The organism is Alloiococcus otitis ATCC 51267 (genome assembly GCF_000315445.1).
In the GTDB taxonomy this organism is placed as follows: Bacteria; Bacillota; Bacilli; order Lactobacillales; family Carnobacteriaceae_A; genus Alloiococcus; species Alloiococcus otitis.
In genome coordinates this window covers 503705-524179 of sequence record NZ_JH992957.1, presented here as the reverse complement: position 1 = coordinate 524179, position 20475 = coordinate 503705, and the positions used below count along the sequence as shown (strand labels likewise).

Annotated in this window: 18 protein-coding genes and 1 other RNA gene; 16 read left to right on the top strand and 3 right to left on the bottom strand. The window is 41.9% G+C overall.

Going from position 1 to position 20475, the window contains the following annotated elements:
- Nucleotides 1-85: 85 nt before the first annotated feature.
- The 7 genes from HMPREF9698_RS02420 to HMPREF9698_RS02395 all read left to right on the top strand — a co-directional run bounded on the left by HMPREF9698_RS02420 (nt 86) and on the right by HMPREF9698_RS02395 (nt 6343).
- Nucleotides 86-643, top strand: coding sequence for an SLOG family protein (locus HMPREF9698_RS02420; protein ID WP_003776969.1), 558 nt, complete (start codon nt 86-88; stop codon nt 641-643).
- A 73-nt stretch (nt 644-716) separates the two neighbouring features.
- Entirely contained in the window at nt 717-1415 is a 699-nt protein-coding gene (locus tag HMPREF9698_RS08385; RefSeq protein ID WP_003776967.1) for a DivIVA domain-containing protein, read from the top strand.
- 31 nt (nt 1416-1446) lie between these two features.
- Nucleotides 1447-1813: RNase P RNA component class B (gene rnpB / locus HMPREF9698_RS08635), an RNA gene on the top strand.
- A gap of 194 nt (nt 1814-2007) precedes the next feature.
- Nucleotides 2008-2454: a hypothetical protein gene (locus HMPREF9698_RS02410; protein WP_003776965.1), complete on the top strand. Its 447-nt coding sequence runs from the start codon at nt 2008-2010 to the stop codon at nt 2452-2454.
- Nucleotides 2455-2457: 3 nt separating this feature from the next.
- Nucleotides 2458-3594 (top strand): THUMP domain-containing class I SAM-dependent RNA methyltransferase, encoded by a 1137-nt coding sequence (locus HMPREF9698_RS02405; protein ID WP_003776963.1) that lies wholly within the window; start codon nt 2458-2460, stop codon nt 3592-3594.
- A 156-nt stretch (nt 3595-3750) separates the two neighbouring features.
- Nucleotides 3751-4611, top strand: coding sequence for a CPBP family glutamic-type intramembrane protease (locus tag HMPREF9698_RS02400; protein WP_003776961.1), 861 nt, complete (start codon nt 3751-3753; stop codon nt 4609-4611).
- A gap of 160 nt (nt 4612-4771) precedes the next feature.
- Nucleotides 4772-6343 carry a bifunctional metallophosphatase/5'-nucleotidase gene (locus HMPREF9698_RS02395; RefSeq protein WP_003776959.1) on the top strand — a complete coding sequence of 524 codons (1572 nt, stop codon included), beginning with the start codon at nt 4772-4774 and terminating at the stop codon, nt 6341-6343.
- 144 nt (nt 6344-6487) lie between these two features.
- Here the strand turns inward: HMPREF9698_RS02395 and HMPREF9698_RS02390 are convergent, their stop codons facing one another.
- Complete coding sequence (locus HMPREF9698_RS02390) at nt 6488-6691, bottom strand: helix-turn-helix domain-containing protein (RefSeq protein ID WP_003776957.1); 204 nt, start codon at nt 6689-6691, stop codon at nt 6488-6490.
- 212 nt (nt 6692-6903) lie between these two features.
- Here HMPREF9698_RS02390 and HMPREF9698_RS02385 point away from each other — a divergent pair, with 212 nt between their 5' ends.
- From HMPREF9698_RS02385 to HMPREF9698_RS02355, 7 genes are all read left to right on the top strand, one after another.
- The gene (locus HMPREF9698_RS02385) at nt 6904-7086 is read left to right on the top strand and encodes a hypothetical protein (protein ID WP_003776955.1); all 183 of its coding nucleotides are present in this window, start codon (nt 6904-6906) and stop codon (nt 7084-7086) included.
- Nucleotides 7076-7876: a DUF6895 family protein gene (locus tag HMPREF9698_RS02380; RefSeq protein ID WP_003776953.1), complete on the top strand. Its 801-nt coding sequence runs from the start codon at nt 7076-7078 to the stop codon at nt 7874-7876. The genes HMPREF9698_RS02385 and HMPREF9698_RS02380 overlap by 11 nt, the downstream gene beginning before the upstream one ends.
- Nucleotides 7877-7887: 11 nt before the next feature.
- Nucleotides 7888-8586 carry a hypothetical protein gene (locus HMPREF9698_RS02375; protein WP_003776951.1) on the top strand — a complete coding sequence of 233 codons (699 nt, stop codon included), beginning with the start codon at nt 7888-7890 and terminating at the stop codon, nt 8584-8586.
- Between the two features lie 63 nt (nt 8587-8649).
- Entirely contained in the window at nt 8650-10353 is a 1704-nt protein-coding gene (locus tag HMPREF9698_RS02370) for an ABC transporter ATP-binding protein (protein ID WP_003776950.1), read from the top strand.
- A gap of 152 nt (nt 10354-10505) precedes the next feature.
- A complete protein-coding gene (locus tag HMPREF9698_RS02365; RefSeq protein ID WP_003776948.1) occupies nt 10506-11486 on the top strand; it encodes a LacI family DNA-binding transcriptional regulator in 981 nt (326 codons plus the stop codon).
- Between the two features lie 156 nt (nt 11487-11642).
- Nucleotides 11643-13025 carry a PTS transporter subunit EIIC gene (locus tag HMPREF9698_RS02360; protein WP_003776946.1) on the top strand — a complete coding sequence of 461 codons (1383 nt, stop codon included), beginning with the start codon at nt 11643-11645 and terminating at the stop codon, nt 13023-13025.
- 19 nt (nt 13026-13044) lie between these two features.
- Entirely contained in the window at nt 13045-14448 is a 1404-nt protein-coding gene (locus tag HMPREF9698_RS02355) for a glycoside hydrolase family 32 protein (protein WP_003776945.1), read from the top strand.
- A 643-nt stretch (nt 14449-15091) separates the two neighbouring features.
- On the opposite strand, the gene HMPREF9698_RS02350 is transcribed toward HMPREF9698_RS02355, so the two are convergent.
- Both HMPREF9698_RS02350 and HMPREF9698_RS02345 read right to left on the bottom strand, forming a co-directional pair.
- On the bottom strand, nt 15092-16660 hold the full coding sequence (locus HMPREF9698_RS02350; protein ID WP_003776944.1) for a ClC family H(+)/Cl(-) exchange transporter: 1569 nt from the start codon (nt 16658-16660) through the stop codon (nt 15092-15094).
- 150 nt (nt 16661-16810) lie between these two features.
- The gene (locus HMPREF9698_RS02345) at nt 16811-17938 is read right to left on the bottom strand and encodes an aspartate-alanine antiporter-like transporter (RefSeq protein ID WP_003776942.1); all 1128 of its coding nucleotides are present in this window, start codon (nt 17936-17938) and stop codon (nt 16811-16813) included.
- Nucleotides 17939-18117: 179 nt separating this feature from the next.
- Here HMPREF9698_RS02345 and HMPREF9698_RS02340 point away from each other — a divergent pair, with 179 nt between their 5' ends.
- Complete coding sequence (locus HMPREF9698_RS02340; protein WP_003776941.1) at nt 18118-19419, top strand: pyrimidine-nucleoside phosphorylase; 1302 nt, start codon at nt 18118-18120, stop codon at nt 19417-19419.
- A 63-nt stretch (nt 19420-19482) separates the two neighbouring features.
- Entirely contained in the window at nt 19483-20400 is a 918-nt protein-coding gene (locus HMPREF9698_RS02335) for a diacylglycerol/lipid kinase family protein (protein ID WP_003776938.1), read from the top strand.
- The last annotated feature ends 75 nt before the right edge of the window (nt 20401-20475 follow it).

The window sequence follows — 20475 nt, the reverse complement described above, 5'->3', positions numbered from 1 at the left end:
CTACTCCTATAAAATAAGATAAACTAATTGTGACAGGTCTATTTTACCAAATTATAAGCCATTTAAAAAGAAGGGAAGGACTCTGATGCGACGACTCTATGTGAGTGGCTACCGGTCTTATGAATTGGGTATTTTCGACAAAAAAGACAAAAGACTTTTTTATCTTAAGGAATTCTTAAAAGAAGAATTTCGCCGGTATGCTGACTCGGGATTGGAATGGGTGATCACATCCGGTAATTTAGGCATTGAGCTTTGGGCAGGATTGGCCCTCATCGATTTAAAAGAAGAGCTATCCCAATTAAACTTGGCTCTCTTACTGCCTTATAAAGGCTTTGGAAATAATTGGAATGATGACAACCGCAAGCTCTTAACCAAGGTGGTGGAAGGGGCGGACTATGTCAATTTGACTTCCCAGGATGAATACAAGCATGGGGGCCAGCTAAAGGGGAACGCCCAATTTATCTTAAATAACTCAGATGGCCTCTTATTAGTCTACGACCCCGATAAAAAAGGCAAGCCAGCCTTCTTGTACGACCAGGCTAGAGCCTACAGCCAGGCGAAGGGCTACCCAGTCCACACCATTAATTTTGAAGAACTGCAGGAATTCGTCATCGACTACCAGGAAATACATAATGTCAAGTAACAGTTTTTATGGTAGAATAACAAAGAACGTGTGGATTTTGAATGAGCTAGAATATACTTGAGAGGTGCAAGCAATGGTCAAAACAGAATTAACCCAACGACAAATCTTAGAGAAAGATTTTTCATCTAAATTAAGAGGCTATGACCCGCAGGAAGTGGATGAATTTTTAGATGTCATAATCCGGGACTACAAGGCTTTTGATGACCAGGTCAGTGACTTAGAGAACCAAGTCAGCAAGTTAAAAGATGAGAACCAACGCTTGACCCAAAAAACCAGCAAGGTCTTCAAACGCTTTGAAGCCATTGTCCAGCAAAATGAAATCTTGAAAAACCAGTTAGCTGAATACGAAGAAAAAATGCGACAAGGAAGTTCTCAAGCTGAGGGCGAAGACGATAGTAAAACTTCTGAAGACCAAGAGTCGAAGCAAGATAAGTCTAGTCCAAAAGCAGAAAGTAGCCAATCTAAACTACAAGAAAGCCAAGATACAAAGGGCAAGGCGGACTCAGAGGGAGCTGCTTCGGACCCACAAGCAACGAAGAAGGTGGACCTGCCACCCGCAGAAGACCAGGACACACGGGTTGCCAAGCGAAAAAGCCCAACCATGAGCCCAGTTCTCGGGGGTCGAAGAAAGGGCAGCCAAGAGGACCAAGGTCAAAAAGCAAGCCGGCCGTCAGCTACCATTATCGATATTTTGAAACGACTTTCTAACCTAGAGCGGGCTGTTTTTGGAGAAGAAAATTTTAAACCAAAAAATGGTGACCAAGCAGAATAAGTATGGTACAATGGTGGGCGGATTGAGAATTTTTTGTGGATAATTGCGCATTAGCTTGACTAATGTGAGGAAAGTCCATGCTCACACAAGCTGAGATGCATGTAGTGTTCGTGCGTAGCGAAAAAATAAGCTACGGCTCCTCTCTTTAGAGGAAGACGGCAGGTAAACGAACTAAGGCCAATTTGGCTAGGTTCCAGTAGCCTTGAAAGTGCCACAGAGACGATATAGTATGGAAACATGCTAGTGGAACGGGTAAACCCCTCGAGTGAGCAACTCAAACAACAGGTAGAGGCGTTCTTTCAACAAAAATCAATGGGGAAAGAAGTAGATTTACAGATAGATAATTATCTCGGAGTATTTTCCTAATGAATACTCTAGACAGAACATGGCTTACAGCAAAGAATTCTTAGGATAAAACCCATTATCCATTATTAGGACCAAAGATCCCTCCATGCTTGGGGGGATTTCTTTATTCTAGCGAGATTTATTTACCGGTCTTTCCATGGCTGATGATTGTGTCTTCTGCTAAAATAGAGGGAAGAGGAAGACGGACCGGTGGCAAAATGATTGAAGAAAGGATAGCCAGGTAGAAATGCTTGAATTTATTATTATATTGTTGATCCTCTTAGGTGTCTTCCAGGGGGCTACCACTGCCTTTAGCCTGAAAGATGACCAGAAGAAACAAGCCCAGGATATAAAAGAGGTCACTGAATCCTTGAAATTTATGGGCATGACTCAGCTAGAAGACCAGAAAAAGCTAGCCATGCGTTTTTTTAAAATCTCCACAGCCTATACCCTTTTATTTTCGATTCCGGCCTTGTGGTTCTTGTGGTTTCAATCTTCAATACTAGGGATTTTAGCCAGTGGTCTCTTGTTGGTTTTAGACCTGGTCAAAATTTTTGGCCAATACAGGGAAATAAAAAGAGCCAAGTCCCTCCAAACCATCCTGACCACACCCTTAGCTAGTAAGGTATTACATTTTGTCAGAATTGTAGTCAAAGCTGTTGTGATTGCCCTCTTACTCGGAAAGGTTGTGTAAAATATGACAGACTACCAGTTGCTTGCCACATGTGCCAGTGGGGTGGAAGGTCTGGTTGGGGATGAGCTCCGGGATTTGGGCTATGAAGTTCAAGTCGAAAACGGCCGGGTCCGCTACCAGGGCGGTGAAAAAGATATTGCCCAAACCAACCTCTGGCTTCGGATTGCCGACCGGGTAAAGATTATTGTCGGTGAATTTGAGGCTAAGGATTTCGACAGTCTCTTTGACCAAACCAAGGCCTTGGCTTGGGACCGCTTTATCCCTCTTGATGGGGCTTTTCCGGTTTCAGGTAAGTCTCAAAAGTCCAAGCTTCACAGTGTCCCAGATGTCCAACGTATTGTCAACAAGGCCATTGCCTCCAAACTCCAGGAAGTTTACCATAAAAGGGGCCGGATGCCAGAAACTGGTGCCAAGTATCCCATTGAAGTGGCCCTCAATAAAGACCAGGTCCTCTTAACCTTGGATACGACTGGTGACAGTCTCTTTAAGCGGGGCTACCGGACGGGCAAGGGACCTGCACCCTTAAAAGAAAATCTGGCGGCAGCCTTGATTAAACTGACCACCTGGTTCCCCGACAAACCCTTTGTGGACCCAACTTGTGGCTCTGGAACCCTACCGATTGAAGCCGCCTTGATCGGCCATAATATCGCACCAGGCTTTAACCGGTCCTTTCTTTGTGAAAACTGGCCAAGTATGCCCCAAGAACTCTGGGAAAAAGTTCGTTTGGAAGCTGACCAGGCTGCTAATTATGATATTGACCTGGACATAGCTGGTTACGATATTGACCATCGCATGGTCGAAATTGCCCAGGAAAACGCCATGGAAGCCGGTCTTTACCACAGTATTTCCTTCAAGCAGATGCAGGTAGCTGACTTCACGACCGACAAAAAATTTGGCATTATGATTTCCAATCCCCCTTACGGCGAGCGGTTAGGGGACAAGGAAAAAGCCAACCAACTTTACCGGGAGATGGGCCAGGCCTTTAGACCCCATGAAACGTGGAGCAAGTATATTATTACCAGTGACTTAGATTTTGAAGACTACTACGGCGAAAAAGCCACCAAGAAACGGAAACTCTACAATGGGGCAATCCGGACTGATTATTTCCAATTTTGGGGTAAGCGAACAGAAGATGACTAATTTAGCTAGGATTGTCTATCAAGTTCAAGCTTGTCAGTCCTGTCTAGCAAGACCTTTTTACTCTAGTAACAAATGTTATAATTAACTTGATCTAGCTCACCGATCGTTACTTGGCCGATTAGCCAGAGTTCAAGCCAGATAGAAAGGATTCGACCAATGTCAAACAAAGAGCAAAGTAAAAAGAAAGACGTTAATCAAGAAGGCGGGCAAGGGACAAGACAAGTAGGCTTTACTGGCCCTAATGTTTCGGACAAGCCTTCTTGGTCCCCGTTCTTTGTCTACATAGCCATTCTTTTGCTGGCCTTTAGCTTATTTTTCCCTAGTCTTTACCGAGAGTCTCAACGAATTATCGACCTAGCAGGGGTAGAAGACTTGTCAGCTTTTATGGCCTCTCTCTTGACCGTTATCCAACCCTTCTTTTTAGCGGTCTTAGCCCTTTTAGCTGGTCACTTTTTTACCTACCGTCTAGGCTTAGGATCTGTGGTTTATGACTACTTTGACTCCCAGAAAGTGGCGAAGGCAAAGCTTAAGGTTAGCCTCCAACCAGCCTTGGCCTTGGGTTTACTTTATGGCCTGATGATTGCTAGCTTTGACCTGATTTTCCGGCCTTGGTTGCCCGATATTGTCAGTCAAGGCCTCCAAGCTCCAAGTTTGATTGATTTGGTCGGGTCTGTTTTTTACAGTGGGGTGGTGGAAGAAGTCATGCTCCGCTTCGGCTTGATGACCCTCTTCTTGTACATTATTAGCTTCCAAGCCAGAAGGGTGACTAAGGGCCGGGTCATCTTCACTATTGTTTTTCAAACAGTACTTTTTATGCTGGCCTATTTACCCAATGTGACCACCTACCTTGACTTGACTCCAGTGGTTGTCATCCGGCTTTTTGTCTTTGTCGGCCTGTCTAACCTCTTGTTTTCCTACCTTTACTACCGCTACCATATTGAAGCTGCGATGATTAGTCATATGACCAGCGTTTTGGTATCCGGCCTGTTAGCTAGCCTATTAGCCCTTATTGCCTAGTCTGTTTTAGGCTGAGAACTGGTCAATTACTTTACTTGAATTTAACACAAAGCCCCTGGTCATCTTAATATCCAGGGGCTAAAATGGTTTAATACAGTGAGTGACCTAGACAAAAGTGGGCGGTTAAAAACCAATTGACAGAAGAAGGAGACCAAACTGAATGGAAAAGAAAAAAATCACCATCTACCAAACTTCAGATGTACACGGCTACCTCTATCCCAGTAATTACCAAGCCCGGGATGAAGACCAGGCTTTCGGCCTCTTTAAACTGGCCAGCCTCTTAAAAGAGGGTAGGGATGGATCGTCCATTCTAGTGGAAAACGGAGACTTTCTCCAAGGGTCTCCTTTTAGCTACTATATTTACAAGCATGACCATAAAGCTGACCGACTCATGGAAGCCTATAATGACTTGGACTTTGATCTAGGGGTCTTTGGCAACCATGAATTTAATTACGGCCTAGACTACTTGAAGTCAGCCATCTCAGCTAGTCACTTTCCCATCCTGGCCGCTAACATCCTAGATGAGGAGGGTCAGCCAGCTTTGGGCGAAGCCTATGAAATTCTGGAAAGGGATGGGGTTCAAATTGCCATCTTGGGATTAACGACCCAATACATCCCCCACTTTGAACACCCAGACCATATTAAGGGGTTGACCTTTGCTTCAGCCATTGAGACAGCCCAGAAATACCTGCCCCTCTTACGAGACCAAGCCGACCTGGTCATTGTTTCCTACCATGGGGGCTTTGAAGTTGACTTAAATGAAGAGCTTGGAGATAAGGCTGCCTGGTCCGATACTGGGGAAAATGAAGGCTTAGCCTTGCTAGAAGCTTGCGGGGATTCCATTGACCTCTTTTTAACCGGTCACCAACACAAGCTCTACCAAGGCCAGGTCCAAGGCACCCCAGTCTTGATGCCAGGCCACAAAGGGTCCCACCTGGCCAAGGCAGACCTCTTCTTAGAAAAACAAGATGGCCAGTGGACTTTAACCGACTGCAAGCCCAAACTCCTCCCAGTCGAGTCCAGGACAGGTGTAGACCAAGATTTGGCAGGCAAGTTTCAGGAAGTTAACCAGGAAGTGGAAGATTGGTTGGACACTGACTTGGGTTACGATAGCAATAACAATCTTAATATTGAAGATGTCCACCAGGCTAGGTTAGAGGGCCACCCATATATCGAGTTCATCAACCGGGTCCAAATGTATTTCAGCCAGGCCCCAATTTCGGCTAGCTCCTTCTTTAACAATGATGTCAAGGGCTTTAAAGAGCAAATTACCATGCGGGATATTGTCAGCAACTACATTTATCCCAACACCTTAGCCGTTGTCAAAATTACCGGTCAGGACTTGAAGGCTGCCCTTGAGCAAACTGCTGAATACTATGACTTAGATGAAGCGGGACATTTAGTCATCAATGAAGCATGGTTAAAGCCCAAGCCGCAAGTCTATAACTATGATATCTACCAAGGAATTGACTATACTTTAGATATACAAAAAGACAAGGGACAGCGAGTGACCAAACTTGAATTCCAGGGTCAGTACATCCAGCCTGACCAAGAGTTAGAACTTGTTTTAAACCAGTACCGGGCTGTGGGCGGGGGAGACTACCATATGTTCGGCAGCCAAAAAATTGTCCGAGAAGTAACCCGTCCCATGACTGAGTTGATTGCAGAATACATCGAAAAATTTGGCCCCCTAAAGATTCCTCAACCAAGTAATTTTAAGGTGACTTATTGAAAGGTGTAAGCCAAGTCATGCCCAGCGGGGTTTCCTGTCAAGCAAAAGATAACGGCTATCTCTGTTAGCCTTAGGCTAGTTGCTTCAACTCTTGGACAAAGGCTTGGTAGGCCTTGACATGAATATCGGCGAAATAGATTGTGTCTAGTAGGTGTAAGTTTTCCCATAGTGTTTTTGCTGACGTTTTTGGGGGACAGAACCTGTTTTGATGGCATTGTGGATGGTTTGCGGACAGCGCCCGAGCAGCTTGGCAATCTGCTGATTGGCATAGCCTTCTGCCTTATAGGCTTCGATTTTATGAATTTCGGCTAGGGTCAAGTGTGTTCCTTTGGGGAAGTGTGTTATCATAGGCTTGAGTCATGTGAATTCTCCTTATATTCATTGGTTTTGTCGACGACTAATATAATAGGAATTCACATGACTTTTTATATGCAAGTGGCTAACTTGATTTTACAATCCACCTTTGATTACTCTAGAAAAAAATATCTATTTTTTGTATAAAAATATTGACTCTTTATTTTTTTATGTTATATTATCTTCAATAAAAAAGGAGTGACATTATGATGATTAATATTGATAAAGAGAAGAAGATTATTAAGATTGGCTTTGGTGCTGAAGAAAAAGAAGATCATATTCAAAGATGGACATTTATCCAAATTTACAAACCTACTAAAACAAATTTCATAAGTAAACTTCCGAAAGAACACGATAATATTTTTGAGATGGCTTTTAATGCACGATAGATTTATCTTATTAAAAAAGAGGGTAAGAAAGATCGTTTTAATTTTCTTACCCCTTTTTTTAAAAACAAAAAATGATAATTATATTAAAGCGAATTCAGAATTGATTTTCTTTGTTATCTTTTCAAAAACTACTGATGTAGAAATTATCAATGTTATAGATAAGTTTCTAGATCAATTTAAAGAAATGTCAATGGAAACAGATCCGAGGAACCTTTCAACTTATTTGCTAACTGAAATTTATAAGCAAGTAAATACTGGCATTTCGAATTTTGAAGAATATTCGTTTTGCATTAAGGGTATCGATAATTTTGATTTTACAAAAAAAGAAATATCGTGTTATTTATCAATATTAACCAATAAAGTTGATAATAATATTGATCAATACTTTGATGATGAGCAATTAGAGTTGCTTAGAACAACGATACCAACAGTAGATGATATATATTATTTTACACACGATATATTCTATTTAACTTATCTAAATAGCAAACAAGAATATTTTAGTATGTTGAGTTCTTATAAGAGGGAAATTATAAATGAATTTATTTATTCATGTATAGTTTTTTGTATGATCAGCAATAACATGGATTTATTGGGCGAATTGCTAATTAGTTATAGTTTAGTGAACGGAAAAATTAGCAAAGCTAATTCATTGATCAATATGGGTTTGAATTATATTGAACAATATGTAGATGAAGTCGAATCAAATTTGATACTTACTGAATCGTTTTTTTTACAATCATACCATACTATTTTAGTGATACTGATTCTTGCTTTAATTAATGAATAAGGATATATTCTATGTCAAAAGAATTTAATACTGAGTCTTTTAAATTATACAAATACAAAGAAATTGAAAGCAGAATACTAAGTTTTGATATTGAAAGAAAAGTAATTTTTATATATTTTTTTAAGAAAAATGGTATTTTGACGAAATCAATGCAAATTGAACTAGAGTCCAGTTATTATAAGGTACTATCAATAAATGAAGATATTATAAAAATTTCCCCTAATAAATATGGAGAATTAATTGCTCATGTCCTGATGAATACTATTTGTAATAGTTATTCTCCAAATGTTGCTGATCTTAGATTACTTAATGGTATGTTTATCTATGCTTGTCAGAAGAAAAGACCGATACTAATTATTCTGTTATCGTTGATATTGCAAAATTATGATGGACTTTTTAAATTTAATAATTTAAAATATGGAATAAAATTTGAAGATGAATTACTAAATGTTTTTAGGCTATTAAATATTGAACCATTACATAGTTATGAAGAAAATAAAATAGATAACATAAAGAATGAGTATATAAAATTCCCAAAAATGAGAGAGATTGAGGCATCTGAAATGAAAAATTGTAAGTTTAACGACGAAAATCAAATGACTAAAAAAGAAAAAATTGTAGAAATGGAAGAGACTTTAATTGAATTAGAAGAACAATTGATTGAATTAGAGGAATTAGAAATCGAAAGGTTCGAATGCCGTGTTGAGTAGCAAATACCTTTTTAGAGATAAAAAAGAAGTTTGATAATTGATAACGATAGAAGTAGGTTGAGCATGGTTCACAATTATACAAAGGAATTTTTCCGCAACAATAAAATAAATGTCCTCTTCACTGTACTTGTATATATAACGAATGCTGGGGTTAATATTGGTGTGTCATGGTACATACAAATCATCATGGACCTGATGGCCGGAGATTCTAACTACAGCTTTGTCATGGTTGTTCAGCTGGTTTTCATTCTCTTTTTAATCTTAATCATTTCATCAACGACATCTTACTTTACCTATCCTTTATTTTTGCAGAGGGCCATGGTTCAGTATAAGGAAAAAGCTTTCAAGCAATTGTTGAAGAAAAATATATCCTCTTTTGCAAATGAAAGTACTGCTACCTATATTTCAGCTTACACCAATGATGCCATCAGCATCGAAGATAATTATTTGAAGACAATTTTTGAACTGATTCAAATGGTGATCATGTTTTTTGGATCATTAGCTTTAATGCTAGCTTATAGTGGAAGATTAACACTAGTTGCAGTATTACTATCGGTACTTCCTCTTTTGGCTTCTATCCTTACTGGGAATACATTAGCAAGGAAAGAAGAGAATGTTTCAAATCAAAATGAAAAATATGTTGCTAGCATTAAGGATGTTCTAAGTGGCTTCTCAATTGTTAAAAGTTTCCAAGCAGAAAGAGAAATTGGCCACTTATTCAATGCAAATATTGCTCGATTAGAGGATGCTAAATATTCGCGTAACCAAGCCATGGTATTTATTCAAAGTATTGGCAATCTTGCTCAAATCATTGCTCAATTGGGGGTTATGTTAGCAGGTGCTTGGATGGTACTAAACCAGCTAGCCGGATTGACACCGGGCATGGTTATGGCATTTACAAACCTAATGAACTTTGTAATGCAACCGCTTGCCTTGATCCCACAACTTCTCGCCCAACGAAAAGCCGGGCAAGCTTTGATCAAAAAATTAGCTAAGAATTTAGACCACCATGTTAGCGATGAGGGCTTAGATCTTGGTGTGGTTACTAATCCACCAGACTTAAGACTTGATCAGGTCAACTATGCTTACGAAGAAGGGAAGCTAGCTTTAAAAAATATTTCATATAAATTTGAGTCGAAAAAATCTTACGCCATTGTTGGTGGGTCAGGATCTGGCAAGTCTACATTATTAAACTTGCTCATGATTAATGATAGTGACTATAATGGAAATATTTATATAGGAAAAGATAATATCAAGGATATTTTAAAATCATCATTGTATTCCTTCCTTACCCAAATACAGCAAAATGTTTTCATCTTTAACGCCAGTTTAAGAGAAAATATTACCATGTTTAAATCCTTCCCTAATCAGCAAGTTGAAAGGGTTATCGAAATGTCCGGCTTGTCTCAACTTATCCAAGAGCGTGGGGATGACTTTCTTGCAGGTGAAAATGGGAATAAACTTTCCGGAGGTGAAAAGCAACGCATTGCTATTGCCAGAGCCTTATTAAAAGATAGCCAAGTCCTCTTGGTAGATGAAGCCACTAGTGCTTTGGATAATCAAACGGCACAGCAAATTAACAAAGTCATTTTGGACTTAAAAGAGATTACTAGAATTGTGGTAACCCACCGTTTAGACTCAAATATTTTACGTCAATATGATGAAATCTTGGTTTTAAAAGATGGTGAACTAATCGAGCATGGGAAGTTCGATGACCTAATGGCAGACAAGCAATACTTTTATTCACTATACATGGTCGCAAATTAAGTATGGGAGCTGGTCTTGCCATTCCATAATATTCCGTCCTGCTAGGCTTAACTTAGCAGGACTTTTTAATTGACATCACTGTTTGCTTTACTTGCCACTGGAGAAAGTTTATTGTTAGAGTAATGAAATCCAATAGGTTAGGGGATGGGTGTATGACAAGTTTAAAAGATATTGCAAAAATTGCTGGAGTTGCCAAAAGTACTGTTTCTAGATACTTAAACCAGGGCCAGGTTAGTGAAAAAACGAAAGAGAAAATTCGTCAAGCTATCGAAGAGACGGGTTACCGGCCAAATAATTTGGCTAGGTCTTTGAAGTCACAATCCTCCAAATTAATCGGAGTTGTCATTCCTCGTTTTGATTCTGGAGCTACCAGCTCAGTTTTAAAGGGCTTAGACCAGGCAGCTTTTCAGTCAGGTTATCAATTGCTAATTATTAATTCAAATTTAGACCGAAAAAGGGAAGCTGAAAACCTTAAAATTTTGGCCAACCAAAAAGTAGCGGGAATTATTTTATTAGCCAGCCATCTTTCTCCACAACTCATTCAACAAATAGACCAGCTGCCATTACCTATTATCGTCCTGGGGCAAAAAGCAGACCAATTATCTTATATCTGCCATGACGACTACCAAGCTGGCTATAAAGTGGCTAGCCACCTTGCGGACTTAAACTATCAAAATATTTTTTACATTGGAGTTTCTTCTAAAGACCCAGCTGTGGGGATAGATCGCAAGAAAGGTTTTCTTGAAAGTTGTAACCATTATGGCCAAAGGGTTAAAGTCATTCAATCAAATTTTTCTAAGGAAGATAATTATAAGTTAGCTCAAAAATTACTCAAAGATAATTTGCCAGCAACTTATATCGCCTGTGCAACCGACCACATGGCCATTGCATTTTTAAAAGCAGCTCAAGAATTAAATTATGTCATACCGGACCAGCTAGCCATCTCCGGTTTTGGCGGGTACAATGATTTTGACTACTACTATCCTGGTCTAACAACGGTCAAGTATCCCTACCAAGAAAGTGGAACTCTAGCCTTTCACAGTTTACTGGACCTGATCTCAGGTCAAAGCAGTCAGGTTCAGACTGTCTTAGACAACCAACTCCTTATCAGGGAAAGCACGCAAGTCAAATAAAAGCCATCATCGACTGCCCAAGTCATTAGTCCTTTGCGTGAAAAATCACCCGAGTTAAAGGTAGACGATTAAGAAAGGGCTTTATTTCTTTGGACACTTGTGCTAAACTAAAAAAGGAACCGGTTCCAGTACATAAGTTATTAGGAGGTTATGGGAATGGCTAAAGGTTCAAATGAACAAATCGTAAGTGAATTACTAGAAGCAGTTGGTGGTCCTGAAAATATCAAAAATTATGAGCATTGTGCCACTCGGATGCGGATTGTCCTAAAAGATGACAACAAGCTAGACCAAGACAAGGCAGATAGTGTGACCGATGTTAAGGGTTACTTTTTTAACACAGGTCAACACCAGTTTATTTTTGGGACTGGAAAGGTAAATGAAGTTTACAAGTCTTTCGATCATTATATTGGTAAATCAAATACGGCTTCTGGTCAAGCGCATGCTGAAAGCGACAATACATATCAGAACTTATCTCTGCTTCAAAGACTGGTAAGAGTTTTTGCAGATATTTTAGTACCCCTAATACCAGCTTTAGTCACAACGGGTTTATTAATGGGATTAAGAGGGCTTCTAGTTGAACTCGGTCTAGACATGACTCCAGAGATGGAAGAGGCTTTTGTTATCTTAACTGACACTGCCTTTGCCTTTTTGCCTGTTTTAATTGCCTACAGTGCTACGCGTAAGTTTGACGGAAATCCGGTCTTAGGTATCTTAGTTGGCTTGATGATGGTCGCACCCCAACTCCCCAATGCCTATGAAGTGGCGGAGGGGGCTAGTCAACCTCTAACTGTTTTTGGAATTGATTTAGTTGGTTACCAAGGGTCTATTTTTCCCTCTATTATTGCCGGCTGGTTGATTGGTAAATTAGAAGCTTGGCTCAGACGTTGGGTCCCTGAGATAATGGATTTAATTGTGACACCTTTTCTAACCATCTTGGTTACTGTTGGTCTTATTTTCTTCTTGGTTGGCCCTATCATTCAAGTCCTCGAATCTGCAGTCATCAATGGTATTGTTTCAATTATTAATGCACCATTTGGGCTGGGCTACCTGGTCTTTTCTGCTCTGCAACAATTAATCGTCATTACAGGTCTTCACCATTCTTTTAGTATTATAGAACTCAACTTGCTCTCTTCCACCGGCTTCAATATGATCCAACCCCTGACAAGTGTCAGTATGGCAGGGCAATTTGGTGCAGCGATCGGCATGGCTGTTTTAGTGAAGGATAAGGTCAAGCGGTCCAATATGATCTCTGCCAGCCTCCCCAGTCTATTCGGTATAACTGAACCCCTCTTATTTGGAGTCAACATGCGGTCGGTCCGGGTCTTTGCATCTGGCATGTTAGCCGGTGGACTAGGGGGCTTACTCATTTCTTTCTTTGACCTAGCCGCTCCTGGCATGGGAATTACTTTTATTCCTGGTTTATTGCTGTATTCTGGTGATTTTTCTGCTATGCTACAATATGTCCTTGTTATTTTACTATCTTTTAGCTTTGGTATCCTATTCGTTTACCTGCAAAAAAATAAAATTCATCACGTTTAAACAGGAGGATGATTGAGCGATGGCAGAGGCAAACCATGATTTTGACCAATGGCGGCAAGCTTACCACTTGATGCCGAAGCGGGGTTGGCTGAACGATCCCAATGGCGCCGTTTATTTCAAGGGGACCTACCATGTCTACCACCAATATGTTCCCGATAACCCCAAAGGTGGGGCAACCCACTGGGGGCACAAGACCTCCAAGGACCTGGTTCACTTTAAAGAAGAACCCGTCTTCTTGTCACCAGGCAAGTGCTTTGACAAGGACGGGGTCTATTCAGGTGGTGCCATGAAGTTGGGGGACCAAATCCATTTCTTCTATACCGGCAATGTCAAAAAAGAAGGGGATTATGACTACCTTTACAATGGTCGCGACCAGAATGTTGTCCACGTGGTCAGCTCAGACGGCTACAGCATTGACCAAAGACATGTCGTCATCCCCCATGAAGATTTCCCTCCCGGTTTTACCAATCATATAAGAGACCCCAAAGTCTTCCAGCATGGCAATTTATTTTACATGATCTTAGGGGGGCGGAAGTTGGATAATACGGGTGCTATCCTCCTATTTGAATCAGAAGACTTGGACCATTGGGACTACAAGGGCAACTTGCTTGAAGGCAATGAAGACCAAGGCTATATGTGGGAAGCCCCGGACTTGGTTGAATTTGGCGACCAGGCAGTCTTGCTTTTTTCACCTCAGGGGATTAGAGCCAACCACAACAGTTTTTTAAACCCCCATTCAGCTGGCTACCTAGTCGGGCGGATGGACTGGGACAGTCTCCAGTTTATTCCCAAGGGTCCCATCAAGGAATTAGACCAAGGCTTTGACTTCTATGCCCCTCATACCTTTGATGATGGCCACCGGACTATTATGTGGGCCTGGATGGGAGTTTCTGACAGCTCACCAGAATATATTTATCCCACCGTAAACCGGGGTTGGCAACACTGTTTGACCATGCCCCGTCTTTTAGAACTCAAGGGGGACCGCTTGCTTCAGAAGCCCTTGCAAGAATACGAGAATATCCGGACTAACCGGCTGGAAATTCAGAACACTAAAAAAATTGCCTACGGGGACATTGTGGGCCATAGCTATGAATTTGACCTTGACTTTGTCGACCAGCCAAGCCACTTCACTCTTGACCTCCTAGAAGATACCCGCTTAGCTTATAAAGAAGGGACATTAACTTTGAATCATGGTCCATCCGGTTACGGCAGACGAAGCCGTCAGTTAGACCTTGATTCAATCAGCCACTTGCAAATATTTGTTGACCATTCTTCCCTGGAAATTTTTGTCAACCATGGGGAAGCGGTCTTTTCTAGCCGGGTATTCCCAGGCACAAAAGAAAATAAAATGGTCTTTGATTCGGATACAGCCGCTAACCTCCTTTATTGGGTCCTTGAACTCAGTGAATGGTGGGGCAAGTAGGTCAACTAGTCGGGTTAAAGATCCTTTCCAGAAAAAAGCTTCCTGCTAGATTTTGACACTTTATTTTTGAGCTTTATTGGCGGATTAATATAGACACTTTTTCGGGGCAACTGTTAAAGTTGCTCTTTTTTTAATGAATTAGATGGAAAGAAAGACTGTATAGGTTAGTGCCCATGCTTCGGTAAGCGTAGGTCGGTTTCTTTTTGCTGGTGAAAGACGACAATAGTCATCCATATTTAAAGCTGGAATTGAGTATAAGTATAAGGTTTGTTATTCTTAAGCAATAACTGTAGTTTAAGAATCGTCAATTATTTTCTCAAACAATTGGCGTTATTTGAGAATTTTCGGCGGTTTTTCTCAAACAAAAAATGTTATTCGAGAATCCGGCCACTTTTTCTCAAACAACAGATGTTATACGAGAATTTCAATGATCTAGGTCTTTCAAGTCCAAAACACTACAATCGCCTGCCATTAAGAAAATTAGGATGTTGAAAGGGATGCGCTACTGCAGTAAAAAGTCACGACCAATTTTGACAGAAAAAAACAGCTACCGGTTTGGGTAGCTGTTTAAAAAATAAGGCTAGTGAAAGCTTCAACACATGCTGTATAAAGGTGATTTCATTGATAAAGCATTGGGTATTTTTTAGCTTTCACTGTCAAAAGACTTGTCTTTAATGTCTTGGTAAGAATCTTGGTTCTTGTTCAAGTCTTCCAAGTAGTGGATGGCTTCTGAAGCGATCCCGATATCAGCCTGGAAGGTAATCAGGTCATTGGCTTTAATAATGGTATTAGCTTTAGGGATAAATTCCCGGTGGTCACGGTTAATCTTGGTGATGTGGGAAGGGGCTGGCATGTTGAGGTCTCTAACCACCATATTGTCTAGTCGGCTATTGGATTCAACTATCAGTTCACTTTCAGAGATAGATCCTTTCAAGGCTGAGTAAGGAAGTTTGATTTTCCGCATTAAGAGAACTTCGTAAATAGGGTCCGATTTTAAAAGTCGTGCGGTAGAGAAGCTCAATAAACAGACAATGGCAAGGGGCATGATATGGGTGACTGATTCAGTTAATTCTAGCAAGAGGACCACGGAGGTAAGAGTGGCATTGGTGACTGAGGTCAAAAGTCCCGCCATGGCATAGACCATAAAGTTCATGATTAAGAATTGTTCCACAGATAGGTAGTTGTGCAAGGCAGTCCCAAAAACGGCTCCGACTAAGGCTCCTAGAGTAAGGGTTGGCAGGAAGAAACCACCAGGTGCCCCGGCTCCGTAAGAAGCTTGGATAAAGACAAAACGCAAGAAGCAGATCAGAGCGATAGCTCCTAGGGTGTACCAACCATCTTGAATTTCAAAAATAAGGTTAGTTCCGTCACCTAATAGGTTAGGGGCAAATAAACCAAATGGAATAACAACCAGAAAGGAGAATATGGGGATTAAGTAGTTGGGAATAGGGAGTTTGCGGTACCAACTAGGTACTCTTAAGAAAACTTCTTGGAAGATGAAACCGGCAATTCCCATTATGATTCCTAAAATAACTAGGTAAATGTACTGGTCAAGAGGGAATTCAGCCAAGACATCCAGGTCAATAATCGGCTTAACCCCAAAGACATTGTAGGAAACAAAGTTACCGGCTACAGATGCAGTCAAGGTGACCAAGAAGAGACTTTCAGAGAACTTGTGGTAGACTTCTTCGATAATTAATAAGACGGCAGCAACCGGGGTGTTAAAGGCAGCAGCTAAACCTGCACTGGCCCCAGCTGATAGGAGGAGGTTTTCATCTGCCCGGCTTCGGCCCAAGAAAGAATCAACGCCGAGGCCTACCACGCTCCCGATTTGGATGGAAGGGCCTTCACGGCCGACCGCCATAGCAGATCCCAGGGAAATAACCCCACCAATGAATTTTTTGATTAAAACCGATAGCCAGTCCATCTTAAAGAGGCCTTGAATGTGGCCTTGGATGTTTTGGACCGACCCTTGGATGTCCGGTTCCGAGTTGATGAGCCAAATAATAATGCCCCCCAAGAAGATACTGAACAAGATCCAAAATATAAGCCAGATAGGGTTGTCAGTAGATCTGAGAAAGGCATAGATATCTTCGGTATAAGATATAAGAAAGTTAGCTGAAATCCGGAATAAGCTGATAATGATACCGGATAGGACGCCGACTATTATTCCTAAGATAATATATCTAATCTTTCCAATACGGTTGTCCATAACTTTTAAAACTCCTATTTATGTAATTTTTCAAAACTTTTCATAGATAATACCATACATCTTAATTTGAATGAACACTTTTGGCTTAAAATTCATAAAGTTTTTTACAAATAGGAGTTAGTCGCAAGGAGGTTTCCAAAGAGTCTCCCTTTAGCCGACTGCCGCAATAATCAAGTTAAGGACCTGGGGCAAAAAGACCAGGAGGATGGTGGCAATAGGTTGGCAGGCAGCATAAAAGGGAACGACCAGGTCGGTTTGGGAGCTTTCCATTAAGGCCCCTAGGGAAGGTGCTGAAGTCATGGCCCCGGTCGTCGTCCCTAAAGCCCCATAAACAGGGAGTTTAAAGATCAGGTAAGCCAGGGCGAAACCCAGGAGAGAGGTGACCAAGGTCATGATCATTCCCATAATGAAGATTTGGAGTCCGTAGTCACCTAAGATATCCACAATTCCTTGTCCAGCATTGATTCCAGAGTCACTGAGGAATAAGGAAATGCCTAGGCTGGAGAAGACATTTAAAATATCGTTGGGAATTTCAATATTAATCTGACCGATTCGCTTAAAGTGGCCAGCCAAAAGCCCTACTATCAAGGGTCCTCCTGAGTTGCCCAGGCTGAATTGACTCCCACCAGGTAAGGGGACTTCTAAACTCCCTAAGATCATCCCCAAGAGGAGGGTGGTGAAGAATACAAATAAGCCATTTTTGTCAATTTGCTTGAAGCCAGCTAGGCTAGGAGCCCCCGTGGAATTTTTAGGGGGTCTTAACTTGTCGATTTCTTCTTCCTGGTTGACCCCCATTAGCTTGGGCATGACTTGGACCAAGCTAACGATGCCTACAACACCAAAAATATAGGTGATCCCATAGCCAATAACTGCCAATTGGCCCGCTCCAGCTTCCTGGGCGGTGGCAAGGGCGGTGGTGGAAGTCATGGCTCCAGATAAAATTCCCATCACTAGGTCCTTGTCAATCCCTGTCATGTAGTAAAAAAGGAGGGAGAGGATTCCTGATAAGCTAATCACAAAGAGGGCAATAAGGAGGAAGCTTAGTCCATTGGTTTTTAAAAAATACAGAATGTTCTTGCCTGCCTTCAGACCGACAGCCCCGATAAACATGACCAAGCCGAGAGTCCCCACCATATCCGGAATTTGGGCTCCAAAATGGCCGAAAACAATACCAACTAAGATGATGGCAGAATTACCGAACTTGATCCCGAAAATATCAATCGACCCAATTAGGTAACCTAAACCAATAATTAAAAATAAATAGGCTAAAGGGTTCATTTAAACCCGCCCCCTTACTAAAATTGTAGTAAAACTACTATATCGTTTTTAAAACGATAATACAACAAAAATAAACCTAGTTCGTTCAAGAGATTAAGTCTGGGTCATTGAAGGGCTTTTATTTATGCTATAATAGACGGGAAGTTTAAATGAAATTTTAATCAATAGGGGTGTCCCAGATGAGAATGGTTGATTTAATCGAAAAGAAAAGAGACGGTCAGGCCTTAAGCCAGGATGAAATCACCTGGATGGTTGACCAATACAGCAAGGACCAAATTAAAGACTATCAAATGTCTGCCATGCTGATGGCCATCTACTTTCAAGGGATGAGCCACGAGGAAGCCGGTTACCTAACTATGTCTATGGTGGAATCAGGGGACCAAATCGACCTGTCCCAGATCGACGGGATCAAAGTGGACAAGCACTCAACCGGTGGAGTGGGTGACACTACTACCCTCATCCTAGCCCCCTTGGTTGCCAGCTTAGGTGTTCCAGTGGCTAAAATGTCCGGACGGGGGCTTGGCCATACCGGAGGAACCATAGACAAGCTGGAATCTATCCCCGGTTTTCATATTGAGCTGACCAGTGAGGAATTTGTCAACCAGGTCAACCAGCATAAAATCGCCCTTGTCGGCCAATCCGGCAACTTAACCCCGGCAGACAAGAAGCTATATGCCTTAAGAGATGTGACCGCCACCGTCAATGCCATTCCCTTGATTGCCTCTTCCATCATGTCCAAGAAGATTGCAGCTGGCAATGATGCCATTGTTTTGGATGTTAAAGTGGGGTCAGGAGCTTTTATGAAAGATGACCAGGCTGGAGAAGACCTAGCCCGGACCATGGTCAAAATCGGGCGGTCAGTGGGCCGGCAAACGATGGCTCTTGTCTCCGACATGTCTCAGCCTTTAGGACGAGCTATTGGCAATGCCTTAGAGGTGAAAGAAGCCATTGATGTTTTAAAAGGGAAGGGGCCAGAAGATTTAAGAGAATTAGTTTTGGCCTTGGGGAGCCAAATGCTGGTTTTGGCAAAGCAAGCTAAGGACTTAAACCAAGGCAAGCAAAAACTTCTCCAAGCCATTCAATCTGGTCAGGCCCTAGCGAAGTTTAAAGAACTTCTTGAAATACAAGGCGGCAACAGCCAGGTGGTGGAAGACTCCGACCTCCTGCCCCAAGCAAAATACCAAATTGACCTCCCTGCCTTGGAGAGTGGCTACATCTCCAGCATGGTGGCTGACAAGATAGGCCAGGCCTCCATGGTCTTAGGAGCAGGTCGCAAGAAGCTAGATGACCAAATTAATCCAGCGGTCGGTCTAATCCTCCATAAAAAGATTGGAGACCCAGTTGAAAAAGGCGAGCCCCTTTTAACCATCCACAGTGACCAAGTCCGGGTGGAAGAGGTCAAGGCCCTCTTATACGACAGTATCCGTATTTCCAGCCAGGCCCAAAAGCCGCAGCTTATCCACCAAATAATCGGTTCATAAGTTTGACAGTTTGATGGAAACTAGTCCTAGGTATTGACTTCAGTCCATGGAAGGGAGACTAAAATGACCAGTGTTTACATTATTGCCAACCCCTCTTCTGGCCAGGGCAAGGCCATCCAAGCTATTGCTGAACTGCTCAAGTTGTTTCATGAAGAGGGCTTGGGTCCCTTGGTCAAATTGACCCAAGAAGAGTCTGATATTGCAGAATATGCCCAAAAAGCCTGCCAGGCAAAGGTTGACCTGGTGGTTTTGGTTGGTGGCGATGGGACGATTTCTCATTTTATGACGGCTGTCCAAGACTATGACTATAAACCAGTGGTCGGCATAGTGCCTACAGGGACCATGAACAATATGGCCCGGTCCTTGAATATCGACCAAAATCCCAAAAAGGCCTGTAAGCAAGTGTTACAGAACCAAGCACAGGCCATCGACATGGGCTTAATCAATGGCCAAGTCTTTACCTCAACCATTTCTGCTGGATCTGTCCCAGCCTCGGCCAGGGAAGTCAGCCAGGAAGACAAGGAGCAGTACGGGGCACTGGCTTATATCATCAACGGTCTCCAATCTTTTAGTCAGGGGCAAGATGAGTGCTACAAGGTCCTTTTGGATGGAGTTGAAGTCCAGCTCAATATTGACCTCTTGGTGATTGGGGTGGCTAATTCTATTGCAGGTTACACTGACTTTTTCAAATCGGCTACCTACACCGATGGACTCCTCCATCTCTTTATCCTGAAAGAAGCTCCCGTTGCAGAAAAAATTTTTGCCTTTTCCAAGCTATTAGCAGAGCCGGACCAGGCCCAAGACTTGAGTCAATTTGCTCAGGGTGCTGACGTCAACTCCTATATGACATCTTTCAAAGATATCAAGATCGACCTCTTAGACAAGGGAGGCCAAGTGACCATGGATGGCAATCCCGGTCCAAGCTTTCCCATCCACGTTGAAGTGATCCCCCAATTTATCCAGGTAATTGTGGGTGACTAGGTCAGTAAAATTTCTGAATTCTATCCCTCCTGCTTGTTGCGGGAGGGTTTTTCTGTTGCTTGTCAAAGCCTATTG